This is a genomic window from Nonomuraea turcica (assembly GCF_030718205.1).
In the GTDB taxonomy this organism is placed as follows: Bacteria; Actinomycetota; Actinomycetes; order Streptosporangiales; family Streptosporangiaceae; genus Nonomuraea.
Genome location: NZ_JAUZQF010000001.1, coordinates 329,053 through 341,809 on the forward strand (window position 1 = coordinate 329,053; position 12,757 = coordinate 341,809).

A 12,757-nucleotide genomic window follows, 5' to 3' on the forward strand; every position below is an offset into this window, starting at 1 on the left:
TACCGATTTTTCGCGACATTCGCCTTCTCGTGGAGGTGGTGTCAGTCTTCGGACTTCGCCGAAGGGAGCTTCTCCGAGATCAGGTTCATCACCGTGCTGTCGGCCAGGGTGGTGACGTCACCGACGCTGCGGTTCTCCGCCACGTCACGCAGGAGGCGGCGCATGATCTTGCCGGAGCGGGTCTTGGGCAGCTCGGGCACCACCAGGATCTGGCGCGGCTTGGCGATCGGGCCGAGCGTCTTGGCCACGTGGTTGCGCAGGTCGGCGGCGATGTCGTCGCTCTCCTCCGCGCTGCCGCGCAGGATCACGAACGACACGATGGCCTGCCCGGTCACCGGGTCGGTCGCGCCCACCACGGCCGCCTCGGCCACCTTCGGGTGGCTGACCAGCGCGCTCTCCACCTCGGTGGTGGAGATGTTGTGGCCGGAGACCAGCATGACGTCGTCCACGCGGCCGAGCAGCCACAGGTCGCCGTCCTCGTCCTTCTTGGCGCCGTCGCCGGGGAAGTACATCCCCTCGAACCTGCTCCAGTAGGTCTCGATGTAACGCTGGTCGTCGCCCCAGATCGTGCGGAGCATCGACGGCCACGGCTCCCTGACCACGAGGAAGCCGCCCCCACCGTCGGGAACGCTGTTGCCCTGGTCGTCGACGACGTCCGCGGTGATGCCGGGGAGCGGGCGCATCGCGGCGCCCGGCTTGCCGGCGGTCACGCCGGGCAGCGGGCTGATCATGATGGCGCCGGTCTCCGTCTGCCACCAGGTGTCCACGACCGGGCAGCGGCTGCCGCCGATGTGCTCGCGGTACCAGACGTACGCCTCGGGGTTGATCGGCTCGCCGACGGAGCCCAGGATGCGCAGGCTGGACATGTCGTACTTGGCGGGGATGTCGTCACCCCACTTCATGAACGTCCGGATCGCCGTGGGCGCGGTGTACAGGATCGTGATCTTGTACTTCTGGACGATCTCCCAGAACCGGCCGCGGTGCGGCGTGTCCGGGGTGCCCTCGTAGATGACGCTGGTGGCGCCGTTGGCGAGGGGGCCGTACACGATGTAGGAATGGCCGGTCACCCAGCCGATGTCGGCCGTGCACCAGTAGATGTCGGTTTCCGGCTTGAGGTCGAATACCGCGTGGTGCGTCCAGGCGGTCTGCGTCAGGTAGCCGCCGGTCGTGTGCAGGATGCCCTTGGGCTTACCGGTGGTGCCGCTGGTGTAGAGGATGTACAGCGGGTCCTCGGCGTCGTGGGGCTCGGGGGTGTGCTGGTCACTCTGGCGCTCCACCAGGTCGTGCCACCAGACGTCCTTGCCGTTCGTGGGGACGTTCTGGCCGGTGCGTCGTACGACGAGGACGTGCTCCACCTGTGGGCACTCTGCGACGGCCTCGTCCACCGTCGGCTTGAGCGCGCTCGGATTGCCCCTGCGGTAGCCGCCGTCGGCCGTGATCACCAGTTTGGCGTCGGCGTCGTCGATGCGGCTCTTCAGCGCGCTCGCCGAGAACCCGCCGAAGACCACCGAGTGGACCGCGCCGATGCGGGCGCAGGCCAGCATCGCGATCGGCAGCTCGGGGATCATCGGCATGTAGATCGCGACGCGGTCGCCCTTGCCGACGCCCAGCTCTTGAAGGGCGTTGGCGGCCTTGCTGACCTCGGTCTTCAGGTCGTTGTAGGTGAGGGTGCGGGTGTCGCCGTCAGGCTCGCCCTCCCAGAAATAGGCGACCTTGTCGCCGCGGCCCTCCTCGACGTGGCGGTCGACGCAGTTGTAGGCGACGTTGAGCTCGCCGCCGATGAACCACTTGGCGAAGGGGGGGTTCCATTCAAGGGTCCTGTCCCACCGTTTGGCCCAGGTCAGCCGCTCGGCCGCACGCTCCCAGAAGGCGAGACGGTCCGCGGAGGCCTCGTCGTAAGCGGTTGCGGTCACGTTCGCGGCCGCCGCCAGGTCAGCCGGAGGTGCGAACCGGCGGTTCTCCTGCAGCAGGTTGGACAGCGCCTGGGGTTCGGTGCCAGGGGTCTCCGGGGCCACCTCGTGCTCCTTCTATGGCCAGGTTGGATAGGTCGTGTCCCACTTCACCAGGTCACAGTGTCCATACACAAGAGGTCTAGACAGGTCTGTACCGTGGGTCCGGGGATGGGGGCGGCGCTTATCAGGTCGCATAACAAATGCTATTGAAATGTTGTCATCTTGAAATCAGGAGAATATCGGGCGGGGTTGCTCGGGTTTATAGGTCCCTTGGGGCGGCTGTTGTTTGCGTCGGCCGGTCCGGTCGTCCTTTCCCATGACTTTCAGCCCGGTCCCTACCAGTTGTGCGGTACGGCTTGTGACGATGCGACTTGTGCGGTGGGGCTTGTGTGATGCGACTTGTTCGTGTGCGGTGGGGCTTGTGCGGTACGGCGGTGGCGCGCCCGGGGGTTGCGGCCCGGCCTCGAGCGGCTTTGAGCGGGCCTTGGAGGAGCAGACCGTACTCACGGGTAAGGTCGGTTTCCGTGAGTGACCCATTGGCCGTCATCGCGCGGTTCCCCGGCGTGCCTGAGGCGGTGGACGAGGCTCGCGAGGCCGTCGACAGGCTCTACCGCCACCGCGTGCTGCGCCGGGCGAGCCCCGCCGTGTCCGCGGAGTCGTCCTTGCGCGGAGCGCGTGCGTCGGCTGCCGTCGAAGGCGTCGACGTGCCCCTCGACGCCCTTCGCAGGGACGAGATCCACGACCCGCTCGTCCAGGGGGCGCTACGGGCGTCGGCCGAGATGGGCCGCCTGGGCCCGACCTGGCGCAAGGCGCCGCGCCAAGTGCTGGCCCGCCTGCACACGGTCGCGGCGGCCGGCCTCGTGCCGCAGGCCGCGCTGGGCCGTCCCCGTACGGAAGACGAGGCCCCTGACCCGCTGGAGCTGGGCCCGGCGCCGGACGCCAAGGAGACCGCGGCCCGCATGGACGGCCTGATGGACCTGCTGGAACATCCTACGAAGGCGCCCGCGATCGTGCTGGCCGCCGTGGTGCACGCCGAGCTGGCCGTGATGCGGCCGTTCGGCTCGGCTGACGGGGTGATCGCGCGTTCGGCCGAGCGGCTGACCCTGGTCGAGTACGGGCTGGACCCGAAGTCCCTGGTGGCCGTGGAGGTGGGGCATCTGGAGCTGCCGTACGCGGCCGGGCTGCGAGCGTACCTGAGCGGCACGCCGGAGGGCGTCGGCCAGTGGGTACAGCAGTGTGCCTCCGCGGTAAGCCTCGGGGTGCGCGAGACGACCGCCATCTGCGAAGCCATGCAAAGGGGCTGAGCCGGAGCGGATGACATAGCTGACGGCGTCTCAGTCAAGAGACGCCGTCTGCCGGTGCATCACGCCGGGTTACCAAGCGTGCACCTGTATTCGTCGGAGCGGGTCAAGCCCGTCACGACGCGCCTCCCGCGGCTGGTCGCGCGTGGGTGCCCGGTGGATGCACCCGGACAAGTGGTCCGTAAAACCTTTCTACGACGGATTCGCCCTGATGGGAACCCCTTGGACCAAGACCTTTACCCGGTCGTGGAGCGGAGCCCAGGTGGGCGCGGGGGCTCTCGGGCGAGCCAACCTGGTTACCAAGCCGTGATGATCACTCTCCGTGATCGCCTTTATGTGATCGTTATCGGGCGGCGAAAAAACTTGGCGAAAATGCGAGATTGCTCCTCGACGAAACTCGATCCGATCGGGCAGCATACGGGGGTATCGCCTCGAAACTGGAGCGACCTTGCACGGGATAGGTTTGCCAGTCCCTTGCCAGGCTCTGGTGAAGTGATGAAAGCTTTCTTCTGAAACGGGACCGGCTCTACCCCCCCGGAGCCGGACCGGTCAGGCGACCCCCGCTCTCCCCCCCGGCGGGGGTCGCCCCTTTTCCGGCCTGTGCCCCCTTACGGCCGCCCGGACCCGCCGCCCCGGCTCTTCTCAGATCCGGACGCGCCGCCTCGGCCCTGCCCGCGGCCCGCGGGCGCCCGGCCCTCCAAGCCATGCGGATGCGACGTCCTGGCTCTGCCCACGCTCCATGGCATCTGCCGCCACCCTGGCTTTCCGCGGCCCTCACGGCACTTCCCGCAGCTCCGACGGCACCACCGAGTTCTTCCACCTCCAATGGCGTTTCACGCGGAGGCGTGCTCGGTCCTCACGGTCCTCCCAGCGGCAGCAGGGTCACCAATAGTCTCCAGCAGTTATCCACAGGAACACCACCACCGACCCCGCTCTATCCCCAGAACCCCGTTCGGCCTCTCACCACCACGACCACCTGCAACAAGATGTCCCTCCCATCAAACGGGAGGCCGACATGCACCGACCCTTGGTCATCACCGACGACCACGCCCTGCTGGACGACCTGGTCCGGATCGCAGCCGCAGCCGGCGCACAACTCGACGTGGCCCACGTCCCAGCCCACGCCCGCCCATACTGGAATCTCGCCCCGCTCATAGCAGTGGGCGCCGACCAGGCAGAGGCAGTGGCTGCGTCATCACCTCCCGCCCGCGATCAAGTCCTCCTCGTCACCCGTGACCTCGAGAACCCGGACACCTGGCGGAAATGCGTCGCCGTAGGAGCCCAAGCCGTCGTGAGCCTCCCCGCTGACGAACGCCACCTGGTGGAGCGGCTGGCAGACGCCATCGAGCCAGACCCGCGCTCCGGAGCGGTGATCTGCGTGACCGGCGGCCGCGGCGGAGTAGGCGCGAGCGTCCTATCAGCCTGCCTGGCCCTTCACGCTTCCGGCAGCGGCCGCCTCCGCACGCTCCTCGTGGACGCCGACCCTCTGGGCGGCGGCATAGACGCGCTGCTTGGCCACGAGGAGGCGTCAGGCGCCCGCTGGGGAGACCTCGTCGCCAGGGAGGGCCGGATCAACTGCGCAGCCCTGCAGGCGGCGTTGCCGTCGTTCGGCGACCTGGCTGTCCTGGCCTTCCACCGGGGTGAGGTGGCCGAAATCCCGGCCCAGGCCATGCGCTCTGTCCTCGAAGCCGGCCAGAGAGGCTTCGACTTGGTGATCGTAGACCTCCCACGCCACCTCGACCCGGCCGCCACCGAGGCCCTCACCAGAGCGAACGCCACCCTCGTCGTGGCGGCGGCCGACGTACGCGGAATCCTGTCCGCGGTCCAGGTCCTGTGCGAGGCCCGCAAGCACACCTCCGACCTGCGAGCGATCCTCCGCCCCGGCATCGTGGACGACGACATGGCAGTGGCCGCGCTCGGCATCCCCTGCGCCGGCACCCTCCCCGACCAGCCAAGACTCACCGCCACCCTCAACCGCGGCGAGCTACCCAAACTAGGCCCGCGCACCGTACTAGGCGGCCTCTGCGCCTCCCTGCTACGCGACGTCCTGCCACCGTGACGAGCCCTGCGTCCGGTCACTGGGACGGGCCCCATGCCCGGCCCCGATATGCCCTGCACCTTGCAATCACCGAAAGCAGGCGAGCACTCTGAAGCCCAAGACCACCCCTTCGGCGGCCCCGCAACCGACCACCCCATCCCCTCCCAAACCGGCATCCGCCGTGTCCCCGGAACTGGTGGAGGCCGTCCGAGTACGCCTGGCCCGCACCGGCGCCGAACCCAGCGCCGCGCAGGTCGCCGTCGCACTCAGAGCCGAGAAGGCCGTTTACGGCGACGCGGAGATTCTCGCCGTGGCCCGAGCCCTCTGCGCGGACCTCATAGGCGCGGGCCCCCTGGAACCGCTCCTGGCCCGTCCCGACGTAACAGACGTTCTGGTCAACGGCCCTCGGGAGGTGTGGATCGATGACGGCAGCGGCCTGCACCGCACCTCGGTGACCTTCACCGACGACCCGGCAGTGCGCAGGCTGGCTCAGCGCCTTGCGGCCGCGGCAGGCAGACGACTGGACGACGCCTCCCCGTACGTGGACGCCAGGCTCGCCGGAGGCGTACGTCTCCACGCCGTGCTCCCGCCCGTCGCCCCCGACGGCACCTGCGTGTCGCTGCGCCTGCCGCCGCGCCGCACGTTCACACTGCCGGACCTGGTGTCAGCAGGCATGATCGCTCCATCCGCCATCCCTGTGCTGACCGCGATGGTGGCCGCTCGACTGGCCTTCCTCGTAACCGGCGGCACTGGGACAGGAAAGACAACGCTGCTGTCGGCCATGCTCTCGCTGGCCGACCCGGGCGAACGGCTCCTCCTGGTCGAGGACTCGGCCGAGCTCCGCCCCCTTCACCCGCACGTCGTACGCCTGGAGACCCGCCCGGCGAACCTGGAGGGCGCGGGCGGAGTGGGTCTGCGTGACCTGGTACGGCAGGCATTGCGGATGCGCCCGGACCGTTTGGTGGTCGGTGAGGTGCGGGGTGCCGAGGTGGTGGACCTGCTGGCCGCTCTCAATACCGGCCACGAAGGAGGTTGCGGCACCCTGCACGCGAACACGGCGGCGGACGTGCCGCCCCGCCTGGAGGCACTGGGCTGTGCTGCCGGCTTGAGCAGGGAGGCCGTACACAGCCAACTGTCCGCGGCCCTCGACGCCGTCATCCACCTGACCCGTGACCGCCCCGACGGGCGAAGACGCATCGCCGAAATCTGCCTGCTCTCCATAACGTCAACAGGCTTCGTCGCGTCACTCCCCGCCCTGACCTTCGACACGAAGGGCAACTCCCGAATCGGCCCAGGCCACGACGCCCTCGTCCAGGCCGTACAGCGGGACACCCACTCCCGATGAGAGGAAGGCAAGCAGGCGATGACAAACACCGCCCTGGTAGCCACCGCGTTGTCCACAGCCTGCGCAGTGTGGCTGTGGACAGGCCCGACCACCGCCACAACCCGCCTAGCCAGACTGACCGCAAGCCACCAGAAGCCCCAGTGGCAGTCCCTGCGAAGGCTATTCACCCGTCAAAGCCCCGCGCGCCGAGCTCAAGCCTGGCGACTGGCGTCCATCGAACTGTGCCAGGCACTCTCTGCGGAACTGTCCGCAGGCCGCACCCCAGGAGAGGCGCTGACCAGGGCCATAACGGCAGTGGACTTCCCCGACCCCAAGGCCATGCGCCCGATCGTCGCGGCGGCGAGAGACGGCGGCGACGTCTCCGCTGCCCTGACCGCCGCGGCCCCGCCACAGGGAGGCGAGGGCCTACGCCAACTCGCAGCATGCTGGAACGTGAGCGTCACGGTAGGCGCAGGCCTGGCAGCCTTGGTCGAACGCGTCGCCAGCACATTACGCACAGCGCAGGTTCACCGCCAGGACGTCGCAGCACAACTGGCAGGACCACGCACCACGGCCAGAATGCTTGCCGCGCTTCCGGCCCTCGGCCTCCTCATGGCCGCGGCCCTGAACATGCACCCCCTGACCTTCCTCCTCGGCAGCCTCCCCGGCTTCGCATGCCTGCTGATCGGAATCACCCTCGACGCCTTCGGCCTGTGGTGGACAAACCGAATGGCCGCCCAAGCACAAGGCTGACCAGCCAACCCCCGAACCACCCAGCCACTTCCCGATCGAGCCCAGCTAGAAGATGCGCTCGGCCAAAGCGTTCCCCAGCGCCAGTGCGACGGACATTCCTTTCCCGACGAACTTGATCGGAGTCCCGCCAATGCTCGAATTCCTGTCTGCCCTGTGCGCCGGCATGGCTACGTGGCTGTGGCTCTCCCCAAGGACACCGCAGGAACGCCTGGCCCGACTCCGTCCCCCGCAGAAGGGCCCGGATAGCCCTCCCATCTCTCCCTCACAAGCCCTCTCGCCGTACCAAAACCCGAACATCCCAACATCACCAAGTCCGAACATCGAACGACCCCACCCGACCTGGCTCGATCCACCTCATGACAAGACACGACCGATCACCCGCAAGACGATCATCACCGCCACGTGCGCTGGAGTGGCGACCGCAGCCCTCATCGGCGGCACGCTCGGAATCCTGGCCGGCCTTCTGATCACTCCCGCCGCCGGGATGTATCTCCACAAGAAGAAACCGGCACAGAACCAACACGAGCACGAACGAATCATCAATGACCTACCTTTCGCCGCCGATCTGATGACCGCCTGTCTGCTCGCTGGACGCCCGGTGAGCGCCGCCACCGAGATCGCCGCCAATGCGATCGGCGGCCCCCTAGGCGAGCAGTTGACCTGGGTAAGCGGTCAGCTACGCCTAGGTGCCGATCCCGAGCCCACCTGGGCCCTCCTCGCCAATGACCCCGCATTGGGCCGGCTCTCCCGGGCCATGACTCGAGCTGCTCAGAGCGGCGCCCCGGTAGCAGACGTCCTGACCCGCCTGGCCGACGACGCCCGAGAAGCCGCCCGAGCCGCGTCTGTCGCCTCGGCCAGGCGCGTCGGCGTAAAGGCGGTCGCACCCTTGGGCTTGTGCTTCCTACCGGCGTTCGTCCTCCTGGGCATCATCCCGGTAATAGCCGGCCTCGCCTCGACAATCGTCCTCCCGTAGCGGTCATCCCTCGCGAAACGCGGATCATGGTCATCCACAGACCCCCGTAATCCACAGGACTAGCGCCGTCGCCCCCGCCCATCCACAGAACGCCACTCGGCCCATCGAACCCGACGTCGTCTCGGCGAACCTAGGTCTCCCGCCGGACAAGAGCCCGGCTCCACCGAGCACCTGGAGGCACGATGCATAGTCCCGCCACCACGCCAGGCAACATCAGCGCCATCCCAGTAGCCCTCCTCGCCACATCGCCGAAAAGCCCAGCCAGCAAGGTGAATCTCAGCAAGACGAACGTTCCCGCGCTCACCCACTCCACCGATACGCCCTCGTCTGGCAAGACGGCCGGCATGGCCGTGATCACTCACAACCCGACCCACTCCATTGCAGCTAGAAGCGCAATTCACGAGGCCGCAGAGGCCGTGCACACAGCTCGCGAGTTCCCAAGGGGCATCGAGCCGGACTCCAAGCACCCATCAGCGCCCCACACCTCCCCGCATAAGCCATCGACCACCGCTCCCGATGACCCCAGAGCACGCCGAAGCTCGCGACAGCGGTCCAACAGGTGGCTTCACTACGCGGCCGCCAACCGGGAACGAGGCATGTCCACGGCTGAGTACGCCGTCGGAACCATCGCAGCCTGCGCTTTCGCCGCACTTCTCTTCAAGGTGGTCAGTAGTCCGGAGGTCCAGGAAATGTTGTCGTCCCTCATCGACCGAGCGCTCAACACGAACGGGTGACCCTACGCCCCGCACAGGTTACGCCTCTCGCGTGGACCACTAGGCGCGGCCGGACCACGACTGCGGGGGCGCGAGCTCCGATGGACGGCCAGCGGATGGCATCGCGCGGCTCGGTGACGGCCGAGACCGCCGCGATGCTGCCGGGGCTCATGCTCGTCCTGGCTGCCGCGCTATGGGCCATCCAAGCCGTAGGCACGCAATTGGAATGCGTGGACGCGGCCCGCGCGGCGGCCCGAGCCGCCGCTCGGGGCGAGCCGCTGGACCAGGTCCGCGACGTCGCCCGCTCGGCCACACACCCAGATGCTCACGTAGACGTAACGCGCGACACAGAGACCACAAAAGTGCAGATCACAGTGCAAGTACGACCAGCATGGGGTTCCTCGCTGCCAGCAGTTCGCGTATCAGCTTCGGCCACCGCCGATACCGAATCATGACGACCGCCATGACGTAGAAGAGAGGCCGTGGAGTCGTGGGATCCATCCACCGTTCGCCATCTAGAGAGGGTGAGAGCGGATGTATGCCAGCTTGCCGCATCTTGCCGGCAACGGCTCCATGGCAGCCTCCACGGCCCACGACCCGCGGCCCACACCCGCGACCCGAGACCACACGTGCGGGCCGTGTCCATACCGGCGGCCCGTTGCCCACACCGACGACCGCGACCCGTATCCGCACGCGGGCCGTGTCCACGCCGTCGACCCGCGGCCCACAGGGCACCCGCGACCCGAGACCACACGTGCGGGCCAGTCCATACCGGCGACCCGCAGCCCACACCGGCGACCCCCGCCCCATATCCACACGCGCGGGCCGTGTCCACGCCGTCGACCCGCGGCCCACACGGCACCCGCGACCCGAGACCACACGCGCGGCCCGCGCCTACACCGGCGACCCGCGGCGCACATCGCGACCCGCGGCCCGTGGCCCGCGACCGGCGACCTGCAACCCACGACCACGAACCCACCAGCAAGGTGGCACGTAAGGGGAGGTAGCAATCAATCCCAGGGAACGAGGGTCAGCCACGATATGGGGCGTTGCCCTCATGGGGCTCCTGATGGCCGTCGCTACGGCGTTCGCCACCGTGGGCGCCGCGCGGGTGGCCCGCCATCGCGTCAACAACGCCGCCGACATGAGCGCCCTTGCCGCCGCCAGGTTGGCTCTCTTCGACCCCGAAGGCGCCTGCGCCAGAGCCGCCGCACTGGCCGCCGAGAACGGCGTCGAGCTGACCCGATGCGAGATCAACGATGAGGTGGCCGATGTCTGGACCTCGTTACCGATCTCGTTGCCCATTGTCGGCACTCGCACCGTGAGCGGCAGAGCGCGGGCGGGCCCGGCAGAGCGGACGCCACTCGGCAGCGACGATCATTAGAAGCCATCGCTGCGCTGCGATGGTCGGGCCATGATGGGCTGCTCCGGGCGGTGCTGCAGGATCCCTGCAGCACAGGCCGGACGCCGCGCGGCCTCCCTCCGAAAGGGAGCGCCTGTCGAAGGGTGGTTTCTGAGATCACAGGCGCCTCCTGCAGGGCTGGTGAGTGTGTTTGGGAGGATGGATCAAACGGGGCTTTTGGGGTTTGTGAGACAAGGTCGCAATCAAGTCACGACTTCTTGGACAGCGTGTCCAAGAGTTGGATATCTCGCGTAACGTTCCGCTTACCCTCGGTCCATGCCGTCTACGACAAAGGGTCTGGGAGAGCCGGGACGGAGTCGCTAAGGTGCGGGTCCGGGGGCGGTCGGTGACCGTATCGCCGGGCGGACTGCACTTCCGATCGTCGTCCGAATCCCCCCATCCGGACGGCGCGAGGCTCTCGATGGAGGGAAGCGTCGTGACGGTAGTTGGCAGAGTGGTGACCGCGGGGATCGTCGCGGTGGCATCCATTGTGCTCGGCGGTTCTGCCCAGCCTGTGACGGCGGCCACGGTGACCGGGGTGACGCAGGCCGGCTCCTCCGGGCAGATCACCTCACCCTCCGACGGTCAGGTCGTCTCGAGTTCGTCAGTCACGGTTTCCGCGCGTACGGGGCTGATGCAGCTCCGCATGGGCCTGTACGTGGATGGGCCATCGACACCCACGCAGAAGGTGGCCGATGGCGGAGCGAACCAGACGATTTCCGGTACGTTCGACGCCGGGAACGCCCCCAATGGCACGTTCACCGTGACACTCAAAGGCGAGATCACCGGGACCGCCTACGCGAACAGCACGTTCAAGCTACGGCGGCCCGCCCAGACCCCAGGCAACGTGAACGCCAGCCTCCAGGGCACCAAAAAGATCTCGGTGACCTGGAGCAAGGGATCCGAGCCCGACTTGCAGTCGTACGAGGTGGCCAACACCCACTCCGGAGTCGTGGGGCGGGTGCCTGTGGACAGCGCGTGCGCCGGCGGCACCTGCGAGGCGGCGCTCGCCGTGCCGGCCAATGCGGCGGGGCAGAAGGTGGGATTCACGGTCAAGGCGTTCCGGGGTGACGGCGACGGCGGGTCGATCGGGTCGGACGAATCGGGTGCCGCCTACGTCACGATCCCCGCCCCGCCCGCCGCCCAGCCGAAGAAGGAAACGGCCAAGACCCGGCAGACGCCGAAGGACACCCGGAAGGTCGATCCGCTGCCGACCCTGCCGGCCAAGAAGCAGACCGTGCCCACGAGCAAGCCGACCACCCGCAAGCCGACGACCTCCAGGTTGCCCGCCATCCCCGATACCGACGCGGACGGCAACCTCCCGATCCCGACCGCCGACAGCCAGGGTGACACGGGCGGCCTGAACCCCGCGGGAACCAAGGAAGATGGCACGGACTCCGCGCCTGTCCAGGCGGGTGATGTGAAGGCGCAATCGGACGAGTCCCCGATCGGGAACTTCGGCCAGTATGGGCTCTACATCGCGGGCGGCCTGCTCCTGCTGCTGCTCGGCGCCCACGCAGGGGCTTGGGCCCGGAGACGCGCGCTCGCCGCCGAGGGCGGACGGCACCCCCAAGCCCCGGCCGTCATGGCTTCGAGGGCGGTTGCCGATTCGGAGGGGGGCGAGGTGGCGGCGGCGGTGCGAGCTGATGACGGCGGCGTCCCGGTGACCTCGACACCCCCTCGGCGCAGGCCAGCTGTGATCCTTGCCGTGGCCAAGACACGCGTTCCCGATCGTTCACCTGCTTCGAAGGCGTCGTCGGCCGATCGGCCACATACTGAGGACGCGTCCTCGGCCGAGGGTTCAGTGGGTGACGGTCTGTCGTCGGTTGGCCGGCTCCCCGAGGCGGCTCTGCCCGACCAGGCACACAAGGAAGTGCCTGCCGTGGCGCCGTCAGATGGTGGCGAGGCGCGGGCGGTCGAGGGCACGGCCGGGGATGCGGGTGGTGCCGACGAAGCGCCCGTGGTCGACGAAGTGCGCGTGGTTCGTCAGGAGCCGGTGCGGATCGCCCTGCCCAGTTCGGCTGTTACGGATGTGCCTGAGTCGTCGGCTTCCGTTCTGCGCCCCGCCGTGCGGATCGAGGATCGCTGGGACGACTACCTGCCGCCGTCGCCCAGGTCCATGGAGGACAGTGGGTTCTGGGAGCGGCCACAGCCTGGGGCCGCGGATTTCTGGGCCGCGGACGACGATGACGACGACAACGCCGGGGATGAAGGGGATGAGGACAAGCGCGCCTATGCGGCACGCCGGCGCGCCTGAAGGACCGCCAGGTCCTACGTCAGTGCTGCCGACGCTGGGCCATC

At 68.4% G+C, this 12,757-nt stretch carries 10 protein-coding genes; 9 read left to right on the forward strand and 1 reads right to left on the reverse strand.

Annotation, left to right across the window (positions count from 1 at the left end; all coding sequences use genetic code 11):
• Positions 1-41: 41 nt before the first annotated feature.
• On the reverse strand, positions 42-2,015 hold the full coding sequence (acs, locus tag Q9G87_RS01610; protein WP_305914339.1) for an acetate--CoA ligase: 1,974 nt from the start codon (positions 2,013-2,015) through the stop codon (positions 42-44).
• Between the two features lie 461 nt (positions 2,016-2,476).
• On the opposite strand from acs, the gene Q9G87_RS01615 reads away from it, so the two are divergent.
• From Q9G87_RS01615 to Q9G87_RS01655, 9 genes are all read left to right on the forward strand, one after another.
• Entirely contained in the window at positions 2,477-3,256 is a 780-nt protein-coding gene (locus Q9G87_RS01615; protein WP_305914340.1) for a Fic family protein, read from the forward strand.
• A 1,012-nt stretch (positions 3,257-4,268) separates the two neighbouring features.
• Entirely contained in the window at positions 4,269-5,312 is a 1,044-nt protein-coding gene (gene ssd, locus Q9G87_RS01620) for a septum site-determining protein Ssd (protein ID WP_305914341.1), read from the forward strand.
• 160 nt (positions 5,313-5,472) lie between these two features.
• Positions 5,473-6,636, forward strand: a complete 1,164-nt coding sequence (locus tag Q9G87_RS01625; RefSeq protein ID WP_305914342.1) for a TadA family conjugal transfer-associated ATPase — start codon at positions 5,473-5,475, stop codon at positions 6,634-6,636.
• A gap of 18 nt (positions 6,637-6,654) precedes the next feature.
• Positions 6,655-7,368 carry a type II secretion system F family protein gene (locus Q9G87_RS01630; protein WP_305914343.1) on the forward strand — a complete coding sequence of 238 codons (714 nt, stop codon included), beginning with the start codon at positions 6,655-6,657 and terminating at the stop codon, positions 7,366-7,368.
• Between the two features lie 130 nt (positions 7,369-7,498).
• Positions 7,499-8,341 (forward strand): type II secretion system F family protein, encoded by an 843-nt coding sequence (locus tag Q9G87_RS01635; protein ID WP_305914344.1) that lies wholly within the window; start codon positions 7,499-7,501, stop codon positions 8,339-8,341.
• Between the two features lie 596 nt (positions 8,342-8,937).
• Entirely contained in the window at positions 8,938-9,075 is a 138-nt protein-coding gene (locus tag Q9G87_RS60505) for a DUF4244 domain-containing protein (RefSeq protein ID WP_127938717.1), read from the forward strand.
• Positions 9,076-9,170: 95 nt separating this feature from the next.
• Positions 9,171-9,509 carry a TadE family type IV pilus minor pilin gene (locus Q9G87_RS01645; protein WP_305915113.1) on the forward strand — a complete coding sequence of 113 codons (339 nt, stop codon included), beginning with the start codon at positions 9,171-9,173 and terminating at the stop codon, positions 9,507-9,509.
• 554 nt (positions 9,510-10,063) lie between these two features.
• Positions 10,064-10,438 (forward strand): Rv3654c family TadE-like protein, encoded by a 375-nt coding sequence (locus Q9G87_RS01650; RefSeq protein WP_305915114.1) that lies wholly within the window; start codon positions 10,064-10,066, stop codon positions 10,436-10,438.
• Positions 10,439-10,892: 454 nt separating this feature from the next.
• Positions 10,893-12,713: a hypothetical protein gene (locus Q9G87_RS01655; protein ID WP_305914345.1), complete on the forward strand. Its 1,821-nt coding sequence runs from the start codon at positions 10,893-10,895 to the stop codon at positions 12,711-12,713.
• Positions 12,714-12,757 lie beyond the last annotated feature (44 nt).